Below are 18,631 nucleotides of genomic sequence, written 5' to 3' on the forward strand. Positions count from 1 at the left end.
TCGCCCGCAAGCGCGGTGGCCGTCGGCGGTCTCGGTGGTCTCGGTGTCGTCCACGTGGAGGGCGTGTGGAGCAGGCACGAGGAGCCCGATTCGCTCCTGGCGGAGATTTCCGGGCTCGAGGCTGATGCGGCCACCCGGCGGCTGCGCGAGCTCTATGCCGCGCCGATCCGACCGGAGCTGGTGGTCAAGCGTCTGACGGAGATCCGCGAATCGGGCGTCGTCACCGCTGCCGCGCTGCGTCCCCAACGGGTCGCGGCACTGTTCCCGTTCCTCCTCGAGGCGGGTATCGACCTGCTGGTCATCCACGCGCCGGCAGTGTCTGCCGAGCACCAGTCGCGGGCGGGCGAGCCGTTGAACCTCAAGCGGTTCATCGGCGAACTCGACGTGCCGGTTCTGGTGGGCGGCTGCGCGTCCTTCTCGACGGCCCTGCATCTGATGCGGACCGGTGCCGCCGGTGTGATCGTAGGTGTCGGGCCAGGAGGCGCGGACACGACCCGCGCGGTGCTCGGTGTCGGGGTCCCGATGGCTACCGCCATCGCAGACGCGGCCGGAGCACGGATGCGATACCTCGACGAGTCCGGTGGTCGTTACGTCCATGTGATCGCCCACGGTGGGATGCGGACGGGCGGTGACATGGCCAAGGCCATCGCCTGTGGTGCCGACGCCGTGATGCTTGACACGCCGCTGGCCGCCGCGGCCGAGGCACCCGGTCGGGGCGGTTACTGGTCCATGGATGTTCTTCACTCACGGTTGCCGCGTGGCGTCTGGGAGCGTGTTCCGATCATCGGAACGCTTCGGGAGATCCTGTTGGGTCCGGCTGCGGTCAACCCCGGCACACTGAATCTGGCCGGCGCGCTGCGGACGGCCATGGCGACCACCGGTTATGCGACGGTGAAGGAGCTGCAGAAGGCAGAGGTGCTTGTCACCTCGGCGCTTTGTTAGCGTCCCGGCATCGTCCGCTTCCCGGTCTCGTCGGTCTCGTCGGTCTCGTCGGTCTTCGGGCGTCGTCGGCTTCCCGGCGTCCCCGATCGTCCTGTGCCGGGCTGTCGGCGTGGCATGGCGGACCCGGATCCGGACCCGGGTCCCGATCGCGCCGGCGACCGATGATTTACGACGATAGGGGCATAAGGGCTATTTCGGGTCTGGTTCGGATGCCGGGGTGACCCCACAATCTGACGGCATGGCACCCTGGAGGCGTCTGTTTCGGTCCGAAGGATGACACATGCGCATCGACGAGCACGGTCGCTGGGTCAGCGATGACGGCGCCTACGTCTGGGATGAAGCCGCCCAGACGTGGCAGCCGTCAGTGCCGCATCCCACCGGATCGGTGGGATTCACGGTTGCCGTCGATGCTGCCAGTCCGGCCACAGATGGCATCTCGGTCGAGTCCACCGGCGGTTTCTCCGTGGTTTCCCTCCATCACGACCCGGCGACACCTCGGGACCCGGCGGCTTCGCCGGTGGCCGACGACCGTCTGGCGGCGGGCACGACCTGGCCGCAGCCAGTCCGAACCGGTAGGTGGGATGCAGGCTCATGGCCGGGCACCGACGCAGCCGCAGGGGGCCAGGCCGACACCGGCGAGTGGGCACAGCCCGGTGCCGACGGGCAGATCGGCACCGACCTGAGCGTCGCCGGCGTTCCTGACAGCGACACGGGATCCTGGGACATCGTCCGGACGCCCGACCCGGTTGCCGGAGCATGGCTTGGCGCGGTCACGGGCGGCGTCGACATCCTGGGCGACTCCGATGCTCGCGCCGGGGCTGACATCCCAGCGGGCCAGGGCCAAGGCCAGGGCGGTGCGGGCCAGGGCGGTGCGGGCCAGGGCGGCGAGGAGATGCCATGGAACCCGGTCCGGCATGGCCTGGATGATCATAAGGCGGCGGTCCCCGGATGGGATCCCGCAGAACACGACCGCAACGAATACGCCTCTGCCGACGGTGTCGGGGATCTCGAGCCTCGAAGCCGTATCCAGGCTGGCGGCGCGCGTACGCAGGGGCGTCGGCGACGTGCCTCGGCGAGGACCCGACGAGCCCGATTCAACCCGCCGAGCGGCGATGTCGGTGGGAACGTCGGCACGATGCGGCGGGGTGTGACATCGCTGCCGCGTCCCGCGCTCGTCACCGGAGCGGCGGTTCTGGCGCTTCTGCTCGGCCTCGGTGGGTGGCTCGCTTTTGGCTGGGACGACAAGAACACCGTAGCCAAGGTACCTGCCACGGTTACAGCGCGCCCTTCGGCGGGATCACCCCGGCGGTACTCCGAGCCGGTACGCGCGGCCTATCTGGATGAGTGCGTCCAGGTCAGCGGAGGACTGCGGACATACTGCACATGCACGTTGGAGAAGCTGGAAGCCACCTACCCGGAGGATCAGTATCTCGCGTTCAACAACAATGTTAATGCCCCCGACTCGACCAGGGTCGTTCGTGAGATCGCAGACCAGTGCGCGAGCGTCGGATGATGAAGGCTGGTGTATGCTGGGTCCATCCGTTTTTTCGCGGTTCATGGGCATATACGCCCTTTACCTGGGGGGCAGGACATGCCCACCGACGACTTCGGGCGCTGGTTGAGCGACGATGGCGCGTGGGTTTGGGACGGTGGTGCCAAGACGTGGCGTCCGCGGACGGCGGCCGGTGATCCCGGCGATACGGGTGGGCCCGTGACAGGGCCACCCGAGCGATCCGGATCATCAGCACGGCACACCGACGACTTCTTCGCGGTGGAGCGGGTCGGCGAAGGTGGCGAGCGGTCGTACCAGCAGCCTGATCCGGCGTCAGCCTGGGCGATTACCGGCCCGACGGACCAAGCGCCGGCCCGCGAACCCGATGGGCGGTCCGACTCGGATTCGTTCATTCGACCGGCCCCAGCTCCGGTACCGCTCGATCCTTTCGATGTCTCCTCCACCCATGACCGACCAGCCTTCGCCACGTACCCACCTGTTGAGCACTCACCGAATCCAAGGAATCGCATTCCGTGGACGGGCGACTCGCGGACCCCGGTCGATCCCGGGCGGGGCGCGCCCAGCGGGCACGGCAACGGGCAGTGGGACCTGTCGGTGGGTAACGTTGATAATGGGCGGTCCGAGCGCGGCCACGGTCCTTCCTGGCAGCCCTCGCCTGCGGGTCCGAGCGCTGGCTCGGAGCCCGCTACAGGTGAGCGCCAGTCTGGAGCCCCCCGCGGCTTCGGGTCCGGCCGTCCCAGCGGTGTCAGCGCTGCCGACGCCAGTCGTAACCGGCCGCAGGCCGACGGCCGGCCGACGTCGTTCCCCGCCGTTGGCCAGGGCACATTCAGTCCGCCGGCATCCCGGCCACCGGAAAGCGCCACCGGCGTGCTCGCCGACCGGCTGGCCGGCGATCCGACGACCGGTTCGCAGACCCCCCGAGGGTTCGGGGGGCACTCCGGCTCTCCTGCAGGGCGGGGATCCGGCGGGTACGGGGCCGGCGGCTCCGGAGGTCCGCCGACAGTCGGAGCCGTTGGTGGCGTGAATGGTTCCGCCGGTGATCAACAGGTGAACGGCTATGGCGGGTCGAACGGCTATGGTGCTGCGAGCGGCTACGGTGGGTCGAACAGCCAGAGCCCTCCCCAGGGCACGAACGGTTATGGGCTTGCCGGCCGCCATCCTTCCGGCTACCCAGGATCCGGGCGCGGTGGTTCCGATGGACGCGATGCCGCCGCGGTCGTGGATCCGGCCACCGACACCGGCAATGCGAATCGGGTCGAAAGTCGCGTAACAGGATACTCCGGTTATACGCCCGCCCGGCAGGTTCCCCGTCGTACCGGCCCGGATGGGCGCGTCTACGCGCCACCGGAGGGGCACTCGCCGGCCGCAGGCGGACGGCGGGATACCGGCGGCCGTGCCGCGATCCTCCCGCCGGCTCACTGGAGTCCTGCCGCACCGGGCGTCGATCCGCTTGCTCCGCCGCGGACACCCTTAAGCCCGCCGCCCACGTCCGCGGCGTCCGCTCCGCCGCTGGCTCTGCCCGCGTCAGCGACCCATGCGATCGGCACACCCGAGCTGGACCGTGACGGTCCTTCCGGGCGGGCTTCTGGTGAGGCGGGCTTCGCCGGTGTGCCGCACCCTTCGCCCGGTCTCTCCCCGTGGGACGACGACCCGCTGTCCCACGTCGTGCCGCCGCCCGCGCATCCGTCCCGTCCGCCAGCGGAGGCGGCGATGACCGAGGCCCTGAGGGTGGAGCCCGCGCCGGAAAGTGACGAGGACGACGGGGGTTGGAAACCGTCCACCACTGTTCGGAAGAAGGTGGACCGTGGCGGCACGGCGCCACCGCGAGTATCCCCTGGACGGGTGTCGTCGACCGGCGCGAGTGCAGGCATGCCACGAACGGGCGCGAAGGAAGGCCGTCGGGCCTCGAACGGTCGGGCGACTCTCGCCACGAAGCGCGGCGACAGTCGGCCCGGCTACCGGCCCGGCGCGACCAGCCGGACCGGCTTCGATGCCGATCTGGCCGACGACGTCGATAGCGATCTTGACGCAGATCTCGAGGACGATGTTGATGAGGACGGCGACTACCCGTCCGGGCTCGTCGCGCGCTATCGACACGGGTGGGTGGGCCCGCTGATCGTCGCCGCGTTGGTGTCACTCGTCGCGATCGGCGTGTACGTCGTGCTGATCGGCGGGAAGGGCGAGTCGGATCAGGCTCTGACGCCGGTGGCGCCCACCTCGCGTCCTGGGGGTTCGCTGACGCCGACGACGAGTAACCCCGACGCAGCCGCTGGTCAGGCGCTGGTCGACGGAACCTACCGCTGCTATCAGAGCGACAACTCGGACCTCAAACCGCTGACTGCGCTGGCGGACAAGCTTGTCGTCCCAGTCGGGCGCGGTATCTACACGTGGAACGGTCAACAGGGCACCTACGCCATCGCCAAGAACAGCCTGAGTACCGACGCCCAGATCTTCGCCGATGTTCAGTTCACCGGAGGGCCGCTCAAGGATGTCAAGGCGCTGTTCATCAATCGGCTACACGAGGGTAACGCCGGCAAGGACGTGGGTGGTCTGACATTCGAGGACGGGAGCAACCGGTGGTGTGCGATCAACTGAAATCATGGTTTTTTGTGCACACCCAGTGCCCCGGGCCGCCACGTCGCACGGCGGCGGCGGCCGGGGCGGGGTCAGGGCCGGGGGCCATCCGCTCAGGTGGCCGGGCCGCGCCCCGGAACATCGGGTGACAATGCACGATGGTTCGGAGCAAAACAGCCCTCTTGGATCTCCCGTCCGTAGGTCGACCGGGACCCAGTGCCCAGGTTTCAACCCGGGTGCGGCAGGATCAGGTCCCATGCTCCGATCTGACCGTGTGACCGGCGCTGACCCGGTACGACCTGGCAGCCTTTCGGATTCCGGCGTCTGCGCCACGACCCGCCTGCCTCAGGTGGTCCCAGTCCGGCCGGATGGTTGGGGGAGTGGTTCGCTGGACCGCCGGAAGTTGCTGGGCTTGGCCGGAATGACGGCTGCCGCCCTACCGCTGGCCGCATGCAGTGGCGGCTCCGACGGATCGACTGCGTCGAGATCCGTCCGCATCGGCTATGTGAGCCCGCAAACCGGAGCGCTGGCCGCGTTCGGTGTCGCAGACAAGTATGTCACCGAGGCGATGCGTTCCTTCTACCGACGTGGTTTGACCATTGGTACTCGGACGCACCCGGTGGACATCATTTTTCGGGACAGCCAGTCTGACGAGACCAGGGCGGCTCAGGCGGCCAGCGACTTGATTTTCATCGACGGCGTGGACGTCGTACTGGTCGGGTCGACGCTGGACACCGTCAACCCGGTTGCGGACCAGTGCGAAGCGAACGAGGTACCGTGCATCTCCACGGCGGCTCCGTGGCAGTCGTGGTTCTCCGGGCGCGGCGGTGACCCGGCGAAGCCGTTCAAGTGGACCTATCACTTCTTCTGGGGTCTGGAGGATGTGATCAAGGTTTACCTGGGGATGTGGGCGCAGGTCAGCACCAACAAGAAGATCGGCGCACTGTGGCCGGATGACCCCGATGGCAGGGCGTTCGCAGGCGTCTTTCCGCAAGCTGTTTCCGCGCGTGGTTACTCGCTGGTCGCCCAACCCGCCATACCGGCCGGTACAACGGATTTCTCCGCCATCGTGAGCCAGTTCAAAACCAGGGGAGTGGAGATCCTGACCGGCGTGCTGCCGGCGTCGGACTTTGCCCTGTTCTGGCGCGAGGCCGCGAAGCAGGACTTCAAGCCGAAGATCATCACGGTGGCGAAGGCGTTGCTGTTCCCGGCATCGGTTCTGGACCTCGGAACGAATGCGAACAACCTCGGCACCGAGGTCTGGTGGTCGCCCGCCCACCGTTTCCGCAGTTCGTTGACGGGAGCGACCCCCCAGGTGCTCGCGGACGACTTCACAGCGAAGACCGGCAAGCCGTGGCTGCAGACCCTTGGCTTCGTCCACGGGCTCTACGAGGTTGCCACCGAGGCGCTGGTTCAGGCCGGCTCCCTCGGTGATCGGGCGGCACTCGCGGCGACCATCGGGAAGCTGCATATGAACACGATCGTCGGGCCGATTGCCTTCGGTAGCTTGGTGAACATCCCCAAGAATGTCGCGAAGACACCTCTGGTCGGCGGTCAGTGGCGCCAGGAAGAGGACAAAGGCTACAAGCTTGTCATCGTCGGTGAAGACTCGAACAGTGACATGGTGTCGGGGTCGGACAAGGTTCAGCAGTACGGCTGACCGGGCGGTCAGATTGATCATATTATTGCCTGATCACCTGTCCGTTCCGTCCGGACGGCCTTCCCGAAGGCGTTGCTCACTGCCGTGTGGAACGGGGCCGTCACCTTTGTGACGGCGTGCAGCGGTGGCGTCCTCCGGGTCGAAGGCGACTCGACCAGTAGTTCCTCGTGTCGCCTTCGACCGGACGCGAACCCGGATTCAGGCCCGCGCCACCGCTCGGGACATGGTGTGCTCGACCACCGAGATCAGGGCGCTCTTCGTCGAGTCACGGTTCCGCGCGTCGCAGGTGATGATCGGTACGGCCTGGTTGATCTGGAGGGCTTCCCGGACGTCGTCGATGGAATGCAGCAGGACGCCGTCGAAGCAGTTCACGCCGACGACGAACGGCAGCTGTCGCTGTTCGAAGTAGTCGACTGCGGCGAAACAGTCGGCTAGCCGCCGCGTGTCGGCCAGCACGATGGCGCCGATCGCGCCGCGGACGATGTCGTCCCACATGAACCAGAAACGGTACTGTCCCGGCGTACCGAACAGATACAGGATCAGGTCATCATCCAGGGAGACCCGGCCGAAGTCCATGGCGACGGTGGTCGTCGTCTTGTCGGTCAGATGGGTCAGGTCGTCGACATGCGCCCCGGCTTCGGTCATCACAGCCTCGGTGCGCAGGGGCACAATCTCCGATACCGAACCCACGAAGGTCGTCTTGCCGGCACCGAAACCGCCGGCAACAACAATCTTGACTGATGTCGTGGCGACGGATGAGTTGACCCGTCGGCGATCAGAGTTTTCGAAGGCCACTGAGAACCCTTTCGAGCAGCGCGAGATCTGGCGCCTCGTCGCGGTCTGGTTGCTGGTGTACCCGGACGTAACCTTCGTCCGCCATATCGCCCACCAACACCCTTGCGACGCCGAGGGGAACCCGCAGGCCGGCTGCGATCTCTGCAATCGATCGCACGTGCCGGCACATGGCGGCAATTGTCTGTTGCTCCAGAGCAAGGTCGAGTACCCGCTCTTCACCGAGAGTCGTCGTGAAAACAAGCGCCTCGATGGCAAGTTCGTACCGTGAGCGCGTCCGACCGCCGGTCATCGCATACGGACGGACAACCGGTCCGGGGGCATTCTCGGGATCGATGCTCACCCTGACCCCCTGTGTTCCCGCCGGTTCACCGCGGAAGGATCCCCTGCAGCTCGGCCCTTAGGGCCGGCGTCAGAACGTCCATGGCCCGGGTTACCAGCAGTGCCATTTCATACCCCACAAGTCCGATGTCGCACGATGGTGCCGCAAGGACCGCCATGCTCGCTCCGTCGCTGATAGCCATGATGAACAGAAAGCCGTGCTCCATTTCGACGACCGTCTGCGTCACGTTGCCCGCTTCGAAGACGCGAGCAGCACCCTGGGTCAGGCTCACCAGACCCGAGGCAACGGCTGCCAACTGGTCCGCCCGGTCGCGCGGGAATCCGTCCGATACGGCCAGGAGTAGACCATCCGCGGAGACCACCACTGTATGCGCGACACCGGGTACTCTCTCAACGAAGTTGTTGATCAACCAGTTGAGGTTCTGTGCGTCTGAGCTCATGGGCGTCACATGTCCTCCTGGGCGTCCCGACGATGGGTGGGGGCGGCGTCCTTGATGACGTCGCGCCCTTGCCGAACACCTTGGTAGAAGCTGGCAAGCCGGCCACCGACTGCTTCGGGAGACCGGGTGGGTGCGTCCGGTGGACGGCGCCGCGGTCCGGGTTCGGCGGTGCCCGGCACGAGGTGGGTCATCGGGACCCGCAATGGCAGACCAGCGCGAGTCGTCCCGCCGGGAACGGGTTGGCGGGTCGCTTCGGCAGCCTGCCAACCGGCGTCACCGGCGGAGGACCATGACATTGCGTCCGCGCCGGCGGAGGCTGTCGTGGCATTGCCGGCACCCGCACCGGCGGCCACCGGGCTCGACATCGGCCCTGGCGAATAGGCCGCGGGAGCACCCATCCCGGCACCCGCGCGTGCCGGGAGTTCCGGGGCCGGTATGTCCTGGCCGCTAGCCGGTGCCGGCATGGGGGCCGGGGGCAGGAAGGACGACGCGGGACCGGGACGTGTGCCTTCGCCACCGGCAATCGTGGCACCGCCGCCACCTGCGATCGTGGCACCGCGTCCGCCGGGACGGCCCGATGACTCCGGCGGGCGTGAGTCGCCGCGCTGGATCGCGGGACCACGGTGAAGCGTCGGCCCTGGACGGCGCAGCGGGGAAGGCGGCGTGGCGCGGCGGGTCGGGAGCGGCGATGCGGGGGAGCGTCGTTGGAACCAGGCCGACACCGAGTCGAAGATCGGAGTTGTGTCGGCGTCGTCCGGCTCCCGGTCCGGCTCCCCTGACTCGCTCATCCAGACGTTGGACGAAGCGTCTGACGGGTCCTGGCTCCCGCCCGCACCGAAATCGTCAGACGGATCGCTGTTCGCGGGCGTGGCATCGTACGAGCGATCATTGTCGTATGTATCGGACACCGAGGCGGTCCGGCCGAACACGGGCTCGGGACCGGTCGTCGGGGCGGCCCATGCGGTGTCCGGGATGACCGGAGCGGTGGGTCCCGACGTCTCAAGGTCGAGACCCCCGCCGATCGGTCCGGTGTTGAACGTCTCGATCTCGATCGGACCGGTTCGGATCGGTCCGGTGTTGAACGGTTCGATGCCGATCGGGCCGGTACCGCCGGGTCCGGTGCTGGTCGGTCCGGTATCGGATGGGCTCGGCCATCGTGGGGCGCCCGGCCCGCGGGGGATCTCATAACTGTTGCTCGACGGTCCGGCCCCGAAGGGGGAGCCGACATCCGGCCGCTTGCCGATTGTGACACCGTCTGGCCCGGTACCACCGAACCGGCCGCCCCGCTCCAGTTCGCCAGACCCGAAGCCGCCGGACCCGGCGGCGAACCCATCGCCTCCCGGCTGCCTGAACGCGCCGTCGGGCGGTGCACCGTCCCTCCCCCCGGTACGGCGTCCCCAGCTCTGGTCGCCGCGGGCTGTGTTCATGTTCGGCGTCGCTGCGGGCGGAACGGATGTGAAGCCAGGTGGCGCCTCGGCGGGTCCCGGGCCGCTGCCGTGCAACGGGCCGCTGTCGTGCAACGGGCCGCTGTCGTGCAACGGGCCGCTGTCGTGCAACGGGCCGCTGCCGTTCAACGGGCCGCTGCCGTTCAACGGGGCGTGCCCGTTGAAGTGGGAACCACCGTTGGAGAATGCACCGCCCTTGGACGGCAGGCTCCCGTTCGCCATGGCGCTGCCGTTGGCCGTGGCGCTGCTGTTGGCCATGGTGGGGGAAAAGCCGCTGTCGAGCGCCGGTCGGTTGCCAGCCGAAGGGCGGCCGCCGCCGATGGTGGCTGTGGGTCGCGCAGGGGCGGTTGACGACGGATCACCGGCGACAACCTTGGCTGGCAGCCTTACCACGGCGGTGATGCCGCCGGACGTCGATTCCCGAAGCTGGACCCGAATGCCATGTCGGGTGGCCAGCCGACCTACCGCGAACAGACCCATCGTTCGGGATACGGACACGTCGACGACCGGTGGATTAGCGAGGCGGTCGTTGATGCGTTCGAGATCCTTGGCAGGCATGCCGATGCCGCGGTCCTCGATTTCGATCATTGCCCCAGCGCCAGGACCGAGTGAGTGGCTGGTGACCAGCACCTCTGTTGCCGGTGGCGAGAACGAGGTCGCGTTTTCCAGCAGTTCGGCGATGAGGTGAACGACGTCGCTCACCGCGTGTCCGGCGATCGAGACTGGAGCCGCAGCCGACTGCTTCACCCTCGTGTACTGCTCAACCTCGGAAATGGCGGCGAGGACGACCTCGTTGAGTGGAACGGGGTGGGTCCATCGGCGGGCGGTGTCGGTGCCGGCGAGGACCAGCAGGCTTTCGTTGTTCCGCCGCATACGGGTGGCGAGGTGGTCGAGTTTGAACAGGTTGGACAACTGGTCGGGGTCCTGCTCCCGGTTCTCCAGATCGTCGATCAGTCGTAGCTGGCGCTCGACCAGACCCTGGCTTCGGCGGGACAGGTTGACGAACATCGCGTTGACGTTGTTTCGCAGAACAGCCTGTTCAGAGGCGAGACGAATGGCTTCCCGGTGTACTTCGTCGAACGCACGGGCGACTTCGCCGATCTCCTCTTCGGTGTCGATACCGACCGGCTGGATATCGGGGTCGATGTCCTGTTCGGTGGAGTCGCGCAGTCGGCGGACGGCCTCGGGTAGACGGTGCCCCGCGATGTCGAGGGCGGCCGCACGCAATCCGAGCAGCGGGCGCACCAGGGAGCGGGCCACGACCATTGCCGCGAGGAGCGCGGTGGCCAGGATGAGAACGATGAGCAGGCCAGACACCAGCGCTTTGCGCTGAATAGTCGAACGAAGTGTTTGGCCCCGGCTGTCGGTGTCGTTGAGGAGAGAGGTCGTGACTTTGCGGTTGAGGTCCATCGTTTGCTGGGTTGCCCGCAGCCACTTCTGGGCATCCAAGTCAGGAGTCTGCCCGATGCGTCCCGTAAGTACTGTCTGCGTGTCATCGCTGGCCTGCGACACGTCCTGACCGGCGACGGTTGTGCGGTACAGGTCGCTCTGCGGACGGGTGGCCGAGCCCTCGAAGCGAGAAATCTGGCTCTCTCGCTCGGTGCCGAACCCGACGAACGTGCGATAGTCGCTGCTGTCGAACTGGTGTCTCTGTAGAACGCCGTAGATCAGCGCTTGTTGCGCAGCCAGTAGTTCCCCGGAGCGGACAATCGCGTCGGTGGCTACCACATCCGCGAGCAGGGACCCGTCGTCCTGGCCCTGCGGAATGAGTGCGACCAGGTTGACAAGGCTGTTGATCATAGCCGCATAGGCCACCTCGACGGAGTTCGGCGCGACGATGGTCAGTGCTGTCGCGCGCACATTCTCTCGGCGGGAAAGCCTGTTGGCTGTTGATTCGATTGCGGCCCGGGTCTGGTCGTTGAAGGAGTTCTGGCGTCCTCTGGTGGCGTCCGCGTAGTCCTTGGCCGCCTGGTCGACCCGTGTTTGTGCCGCTTTGACCGCATCGAGGGAACGCTGTTGCCCCGAGCTTGCGACATAGCCGACCGTATAGGTGCGTTCCCGCTCCAACTCGAACACGAGGGTGGTGGCGCTGCGAGCGACCTGGATCATGTCTCGGACCCGGTTGACCTCCCGCGTGCTGCTGAGGACGGTATTGGCACCCAGGGAGGCGTTGACCAGGATGGCGATCATTGGGACGGCGAGAATCGCGATCAGTTTGGTCCGGACCCGCCAGTTCGACGGAGTGGCAACGTTCGCCGCTATCCGCCGTAGGCCGCCGGGAGCCGGCAGCGCAATGGCGGGCGCGTCGACGCGATGCCCGCCACCGTCGGCGGGTTCCTCCGACATCGCCTGGGATGCCGCGGGCGCGTCGACGCCCTTGCTGGCTATCGGTTGTCTGCGCACGTACCTTCGCAACCTCTCCGCCAGCCTCCCGGAACACGTCGTACCAGGATGGCTCGGTATCGGGCCCGGATGTCCCTCGAGTGGCACCTTAGCGGTACGGACAGGCGGCCCGAAAGACGCCTACCCTAGGTTAGCCACCCAAAGGAGATTCGATCATGGTTCTTTCGGTGCGGCCGGAGACCGGGGAACTGTTGTCCGGTTCCGGCTCGATGCGGCGGGTGCACTTCTCGCCGAACCCATGTGTGGCCGGGCGGCCACGGCTTGATGGCGCTGATGAATGCCGGGATCGTTACGATCGGTCAGGCTACCCGGCGCTGGTTCCTCGTTGCCGCGGCACCACGGTCGTGTCACGGTTTATGTCACGGTCTGTGTTGCGATCGTGACATATGTGGCTGTGCTGGGTGGTGTCCCGTGCCGCTGTCGGTCTGCCAGCCAGTCTGCCAGCCTGTCGGTCTGCCGGCTTCGTAGGCTGGCGCCGTGAACACCGCAACCCCGCAGCCCGCCGGACGTTCGACCGGTAGCGATTCGGAATCCCATTCCGTCCACGACCGGGTTCTGGTGGTGGACTTCGGTGCCCAGTACGCTCAGCTCATCGCCAGGCGGGTGCGCGAGTGTCACGTGTATTCGGAGATCGTGCCGTGGGATCTTCCGGTCGAAGAGATCATCGCCCGACGTCCCGCCGCGGTCATCCTGTCGGGCGGACCGAAGTCGGTGTATTCCCCGGGTGCCCTGGAGGTGGATCCGGCCCTGTTTCGTGCCGGCATCCCCGTGCTGGGCATCTGCTATGGCCATCAGGTGATGGCGCATGCGCTGGCTGGGACCGTCGCGCGCACGGGAACCGCAGAGTATGGCGCGACCCAGCTCGCGGTCGTGGCATCGGGCGTCCTGTTCGCGGACCTGCCGGCCGCCCAGCAGGTGTGGATGTCCCACGGCGACTCGGTGACGGCTGCGCCGCCGGGCTTCGTGGTGACCGCGGCCACCCTGTCGACCCCGGTCGCGGCTTTCGAGAACACCGAGCGTCGGCTGTTCGGCGTCCAGTTTCACCCGGAGGTCGTGCACACCGACTGGGGACTGGACATCCTGCGGCACTTCCTGTTCACCGGTGCCGGGTGCCGACCGAACTGGACCATGCTCAACATCGCGGACGAGGCGGTGGCGGCGGTGCGCGCTCAGGTCGGTGATGGCCGGGCGATCTGCGGACTGTCCGGCGGGGTTGATTCGGCGGTGGCCGCGGCCGTCGTGCACCGGGCAGTGGGTGATCAGTTGACCTGCGTGTTCGTCGATCACGGGTTGTTGCGGGCGGGCGAGGCCGAACAGGTGGAGACCGACTTCGTCGCCTCGACCGGGGTCGAGCTGGTCCATGTGAAGGCAGCCGATCGCTTTGCCGCCGCGCTTGCCGGTGTCACCGACCCCGAACGCAAGCGTAAGATCATCGGCCGGGAGTTCATCCGGGTCTTCGAGGCCGCGGCCCGCGACCTTGAGGCGCGGGCCGAGATCGAGGGAGCTCAGATCGGGTTTCTCGTGCAGGGGACCTTGTACCCGGATGTCATCGAATCCGGGTCACCGACCGCAGCGAAGATCAAGTCACACCACAATGTGGGTGGACTTCCCGACGATCTGCGCTTCAGCCTCGTGGAGCCGTTGCGCATGCTGTTCAAGGATGAGGTCCGGCGGCTCGGCGAGGAGCTCGGGCTGCCCGAAGAAATCGTCTGGCGGCAGCCCTTCCCCGGGCCTGGTCTTGCCGTCCGGATCATCGGCGAGGTCACCCTGGAGCGCTTGGAGGCGCTGCGGGCCGCGGATGCGATCGTGCGCGCGGAGATCCGTCGCGCCGGTCTGGACCGTGAGATCTGGCAGGTGTTCGCGGTGCTGCTGGCCGATGTTCGATCGGTGGGGGTGCAGGGGGACGAGCGCACGTACGGGCACCCGGTTGTCCTGCGCGCGGTCACCAGCGAGGATGCGATGACCGCCGACTGGGCTCGGTTGCCCTACGAACTACTCGAACGCATCTCCAACCGGGTGGTCAACGAGGTCGCCCAGGTGAACCGGGTGGTGTACGACATCACCTCGAAGCCTCCCGGCACCATCGAGTGGGAGTAGCGCGCTGAGTGCGGTGCGTCCGGGTTCAGCCGGTTGGGCCGGTTGGGCCGGCACGGCGCGCTCAGGCTGCCGGCGTATGCAGGGCCTCGGCCGCCAGAGCCCGCACGCGGGAGGCAGTCACATGGTCGATGTTCCCGCCGGAGAGGACGATCGCGGTCGGGCCCTGCGCGAGGCCCGGATGGCGTAGCAGCGCCGCAACCCCGGCGGCGCCGGCGGGCTCGACCATCTGGCCGTCGACACGGGCAAGCAGCACCATCGCCTCCCAGAATGCCTCCTCGTCAACCGTCACCACGTCATCCACCAGATTCGAGGCGAGAGCGAGGGTCAGCGCGCCCGGACTCTGCACAGCCATGCCGTCCGCGACTGTCCTCGCAGGTACCTGCAGCCGGTGCCCGCAGCGCCAGGAGCGGGCGAAGGCGGGAGCGCCCGCTGCCTGGACACCGACGACCCGCACATCGGCCCGGCGCTGCCGCAATGCCGTGGCGATGCCCGCGATCAGCCCGCCGCCGCCGATGCCGACCAGGACCGTACGCAGCCCGGGTAGCTGCTCGACCAACTCGAACCCGATCGTGCCCTGGCCGGCGATCACCAACGGGTCGTCGAAGGGGTGTACGAGCAGCCCGCCGAGGTCGTGCGCAGCTGCCTCCGCGGCAAGCAGGGCGTCGTCGACCCCACCGGAAACGAGTTCGACGCGAGCGCCGAATCGCCGGGTTCGAGCTATTTTAATCGTATTCGCCTCCGCTGGAACGAAGATCGTCGCAGGGGCATCGAAGCGGGCCGCCGCAAAGGCCACACCCTGGGCGTGGTTTCCGGCGCTGGCCGCGACCACGCCACGGGCACGCACTTCGGGGTCGGCAAGGGCGATCCGGGTGAAGGCGCCACGCACCTTGAACGAGGCGGTGCGCTGTTCGTGCTCGCACTTGAGCCAGACCGGTACGCCGGTCAGCCCGGACAGGTACGTACCGCGCACCACCCGCGTGCGCCGGGCGACCCCGGCCAGCACCGCCGCGGCCCGGTCGACATCGATGTCGGCGGGCTCGACGTGGGCGGGCTCGATGTCGGCGGGCTCGACGTGGGCGGGCTCGACGTGGGCGGGCTCGACGGCCCGACCGCCGGTGTGCTGGGCGGCTACCGGCGGGCCGGGTCTTGAGGGGGCGTCGGTATCGGCGTCGTCGCTGGTGGCTGGTGCCCGGGTGACGGATGGTCGGCTCATCGTTGCTCTCCCGATGGCTCGGCGGCCACCTTCCGCAGCGGCCGCGGCAACAAAAAAGCCCCCCGCCGGAACGGCAGGAGGGCAAGGCGCGCGGACCCCGAGGGCTGGAATCGTCAGCCGGGCTCGCGCGCCCAGAAAATGATCATAAGATGCTGCGCCACCTTCTCAGGATGCTCGCGAATGCCGATGGTCGTCAAACCGACTGTCCGTGATCTTTCCGTTCCTGGCAGCGGGTCACCTATGCGCCTGGTTGATCGACTCCGGTATCGTTCGGGCGTCGAGTCGGCCGGACGCCGATCTGGCACTACGCCCTGTCGTGAGGCCAGCCGGCGCCTCGTAGGGTGTTGAGTGTGCATCGTTGCCAGAACTGTCGGACGTCGAACGTATGATCGATTCACTATGAGTACCCTTTTCGGTGGTCCGTACGCCGACTTCGACCATGCCGGCTCCGATGCCGGCTCCGATGCCGGCTTTGACCCGGGTGTGTCCGGGGGGCGCCCGACCCCGCAGCTCGATCCCGATCTCCTGCTGGAGGGCCTGAACCCGCAGCAGCGGGCCGCGGTCGTCCATGCCGGTGCACCGTTGCTCGTGGTTGCCGGCGCGGGGTCGGGCAAGACGCGGGTGCTCACGAACCGGATCGCCTACCTGCTGGCCGCGCGCGGGGTCCGCGCCGGTGAGATTCTTGCGATCACATTCACCAACAAGGCCGCGAACGAGATGAAGGAGCGGGTCACCGCCCTGGTCGGCGCTCGGACGCGGGCGATGTGGGTCAGTACCTTCCATTCGGCCTGCGTGCGGATTCTGCGGTCGGAAGCCACGCGTCTCGGGTTCACCAGCAGCTTCTCGATCTATGATGCGGCGGATGCGCAGCGGCTGATGGCGTTGGTCGCCCGCGACCTGGACCTTGATCCCAAGAGGTATCCCCCTCGCGCACTCGCCGCCGGGATCAGCAATCTCAAGAACGAACTGGTCGACTGGGAGACCGCCCGGGACAGGGCTGCCAATCATCTTGAGCGGGCCACCGCCGAGGCATACGGCAGCTACCAGCGCCGGCTCGCCGAGGCGAACGCGTTCGACTTCGATGATCTGATCATGACTGTTGTGAACCTGCTGCAGGCGTTCCCGGACGTCGCCGAGCACTACCGGCGCCGGTTCCGGCACGTCCTCATAGACGAGTACCAGGACACCAATCATGCTCAGTACGTACTTGTGCGGGAGCTGGTCGGGCGCGCGTCCCCCCGGACCGTGGACGGCGAGCTGGTTCGTCCGGGCACCGACGATCATGTTGTAGAGCCGGCCGAGCTGTGCGTGGTGGGTGACGCCGATCAGTCGATCTACGCCTTCCGGGGCGCGAACATCCGCAACATCGTCGAGTTCGAGCAGGACTACCCCGAGGCGACAGTGGTCCTGCTGGAGCAGAATTACCGTTCCACGCAGACGATCTTGTCGGCGGCCAATGCGGTGATCGCTCGTAACGGGCAGCGCAAGCCCAAACGGCTGTGGTCGGACGCCGGCGACGGCGAGAAGATCGTCGGTTACGTCGCCGACAGCGAGCATGACGAGGCCGCGTTCGTCGCCGCCGAGGTCGATCGGCTCACCGACGCGGAGGCAGCCAGGCCGGGTGACGTCGCAGTCTTCTACCGCACCAATGCCCAGAGCCGTGTCTTTGAAGAACTGTTCATGCGGGTCGGGCTGCCCTACCGGGTGGTCGGCGGGGTGCGTTTCTACGAGCGGCGTGAGGTCCGGGATCTCCTCGCCTATCTGCGGGTGCTGGCCAATCCGGCGGACACGGTGAACCTACGGCGCATCATCAACGTACCCAAGCGGGGCATCGGCGACCGCGCCGAGACGACTCTGGCCACCTTTGCCGAACAGCAGCGGATTCCTTTCGCCGACGCCCTGAGCCGGGCGGCGGAGGTCCCAGGCCTGACCACCCGCTCGGCAACCGCGGTCCGTGGTTTTGTGGATCTTCTTGCCGAGCTCCGGGCGGTCGTGGATGCCGGTCCGGTCGCGGTGCTGGAAGCGTCCCTGGAACGAACCGGGTACCTCGCCGAACTGACTGCGCAGGACACCATCGAGGCCGAGGGTCGGGTGGAAAACCTCCAGGAACTCCTCAGCGTGGCCCGGGAGTTCACCGAACGCTTCCCGGCGGGTTCGCTCGCAGACTTCCTTGCGCAGGTCTCCCTGGTGGCCGATGTCGATCAGATACCCGATCCGGCTGAAGGCGGAACCGGGGTCGTCACGTTGATGACCCTGCACAGCGCCAAGGGACTGGAGTTCCCGGTGGTCTTTCTGACCGGACTGGAGGACGGAATGTTTCCGCACATCCGTACGCTCGGCAACCCGACCGAACTTGAAGAGGAACGTCGCCTCGCCTATGTCGGCATCACCCGGGCCCGGGCACTGCTGTATCTGACGCGGGCGCAGGTTCGCAGCGCCTGGGGTCAGCCGGCGTACAACCCGCCGTCGCGTTTTCTCGACGAGGTGCCGACGGAGCTGGTCAACTGGCAGGGCAGCACCCGACCCCCGGCGGCGGTGTCCCCGCCGAGGGCGTCGGGATGGGGTTCGGCATCAGCCGGGTCGTCGACGGCGAAGGCCGGGGGCCTGCCCGGACGCCGTCCGGCGCCGGTTCCACGCCCGATGCCCGATCTTGCTACGGGAGACCGGGTCAACCATGACACGTTTGGCATGGGTCAGGTCGTCGCGATGGCGGGGTCCGGTGACAATCTCGAGGCAAGCATCGACTTCGGAGACGGAACGGGGACCAAACGGCTGCTCCTGCGCTACGCCCCTGTTGAAAAGCTCTGACGGTCGGCGGTGGCCATTAGAACGACCGGCAATAGGGGCGTGTTCTGAATCTGTCGTTCGATCTGTCGTTGGATCGGAGGTCACCCGGGCGCTCTAATAAGTCACGCCGTGTTCGGCGAGCCAGGCCAGCGGATCGACCTTGATGCCGTCTTGTCCATTGAGCCGGACCTCGAAGTGCAGGTGTGGGCCGGTCGAGTGACCGGTTGAACCTTCCAAGCCGATCTGTTGGCCGGTGGCGACGACTTGGCCGACCCGAACGTCGATGCGTGACAGGTGGCCGTAGCAGGTTACGATCTTGTTCGCGTGCAGGATCTGTACGAAGTTGCCGTAGCCGGACTCCCATCCCGCATAGATGACTGTGCCGCCATGGGCGGCGACGATCTGGGTGCCCATGGCGGCGCC

At 67.3% G+C, this 18,631-nt stretch carries 12 protein-coding genes; 6 read left to right on the forward strand and 6 right to left on the reverse strand.

Annotation, left to right across the window (positions count from 1 at the left end):
* The 4 genes from U9978_RS03295 to U9978_RS03310 all read left to right on the forward strand — a co-directional run.
* Nucleotides 1-942, forward strand: a 942-nt coding sequence (locus U9978_RS03295; protein ID WP_322759522.1) for a GuaB3 family IMP dehydrogenase-related protein, incomplete at its 5' end; no start/stop codon positions are given.
* Between the two features lie 280 nt (nucleotides 943-1,222).
* Nucleotides 1,223-2,455 (forward strand): hypothetical protein, encoded by a 1,233-nt coding sequence (locus U9978_RS03300; RefSeq protein ID WP_322759523.1) that lies wholly within the window; start codon nucleotides 1,223-1,225, stop codon nucleotides 2,453-2,455.
* Nucleotides 2,456-4,165: 1,710 nt separating this feature from the next.
* On the forward strand, nucleotides 4,166-5,050 hold the full coding sequence (locus U9978_RS03305; RefSeq protein WP_322759524.1) for a hypothetical protein: 885 nt from the start codon (nucleotides 4,166-4,168) through the stop codon (nucleotides 5,048-5,050).
* A 400-nt stretch (nucleotides 5,051-5,450) separates the two neighbouring features.
* The gene (locus U9978_RS03310; RefSeq protein WP_322759525.1) at nucleotides 5,451-6,689 is read left to right on the forward strand and encodes an ABC transporter substrate-binding protein; all 1,239 of its coding nucleotides are present in this window, start codon (nucleotides 5,451-5,453) and stop codon (nucleotides 6,687-6,689) included.
* A gap of 198 nt (nucleotides 6,690-6,887) precedes the next feature.
* On the opposite strand, the gene U9978_RS03315 is transcribed toward U9978_RS03310, so the two are convergent.
* Genes U9978_RS03315 through U9978_RS03330 form a run of 4 tightly spaced genes read right to left on the reverse strand, consistent with a single transcriptional unit; the run spans nucleotide 6,888 to nucleotide 12,111 of the window.
* Nucleotides 6,888-7,484: a GTP-binding protein gene (locus U9978_RS03315; RefSeq protein ID WP_322759526.1), complete on the reverse strand. Its 597-nt coding sequence runs from the start codon at nucleotides 7,482-7,484 to the stop codon at nucleotides 6,888-6,890.
* The gene (locus tag U9978_RS03320; protein WP_322759527.1) at nucleotides 7,465-7,824 is read right to left on the reverse strand and encodes a DUF742 domain-containing protein; all 360 of its coding nucleotides are present in this window, start codon (nucleotides 7,822-7,824) and stop codon (nucleotides 7,465-7,467) included. Before U9978_RS03320 ends, U9978_RS03315 begins: the two co-directional genes overlap by 20 nt.
* A gap of 25 nt (nucleotides 7,825-7,849) precedes the next feature.
* The gene (locus U9978_RS03325; protein WP_255720431.1) at nucleotides 7,850-8,272 is read right to left on the reverse strand and encodes a roadblock/LC7 domain-containing protein; all 423 of its coding nucleotides are present in this window, start codon (nucleotides 8,270-8,272) and stop codon (nucleotides 7,850-7,852) included.
* On the reverse strand, nucleotides 8,269-12,111 hold the full coding sequence (locus U9978_RS03330) for a nitrate- and nitrite sensing domain-containing protein (RefSeq protein WP_322759528.1): 3,843 nt from the start codon (nucleotides 12,109-12,111) through the stop codon (nucleotides 8,269-8,271). The genes U9978_RS03325 and U9978_RS03330 overlap by 4 nt, the downstream gene beginning before the upstream one ends.
* Before the next feature lie 555 nt (nucleotides 12,112-12,666).
* Here U9978_RS03330 and guaA point away from each other — a divergent pair.
* Nucleotides 12,667-14,208: a glutamine-hydrolyzing GMP synthase gene (gene guaA, locus U9978_RS03335; protein ID WP_416210834.1), complete on the forward strand. Its 1,542-nt coding sequence runs from the start codon at nucleotides 12,667-12,669 to the stop codon at nucleotides 14,206-14,208.
* Between the two features lie 61 nt (nucleotides 14,209-14,269).
* Here guaA and U9978_RS03340 read toward each other — a convergent pair whose 3' ends face one another.
* A complete protein-coding gene (locus U9978_RS03340) occupies nucleotides 14,270-15,421 on the reverse strand; it encodes a threonine ammonia-lyase (RefSeq protein ID WP_322759530.1) in 1,152 nt (383 codons plus the stop codon).
* Nucleotides 15,422-15,820: 399 nt separating this feature from the next.
* Between U9978_RS03340 and pcrA the strand changes: the two genes are divergently transcribed.
* Nucleotides 15,821-18,229 (forward strand): DNA helicase PcrA, encoded by a 2,409-nt coding sequence (pcrA, locus tag U9978_RS03345; protein ID WP_322759531.1) that lies wholly within the window; start codon nucleotides 15,821-15,823, stop codon nucleotides 18,227-18,229.
* A 93-nt stretch (nucleotides 18,230-18,322) separates the two neighbouring features.
* On the opposite strand, the gene U9978_RS03350 is transcribed toward pcrA, so the two are convergent.
* A partial coding sequence (locus tag U9978_RS03350) for a M23 family metallopeptidase (RefSeq protein WP_322759532.1) occupies nucleotides 18,323-18,631 on the reverse strand: 309 nt, incomplete at its 5' end.

It is taken from the genome of Protofrankia sp. Cr2 (assembly GCF_963555885.1).
Classification (GTDB): Bacteria; Actinomycetota; Actinomycetes; order Frankiales; family Frankiaceae; genus Protofrankia.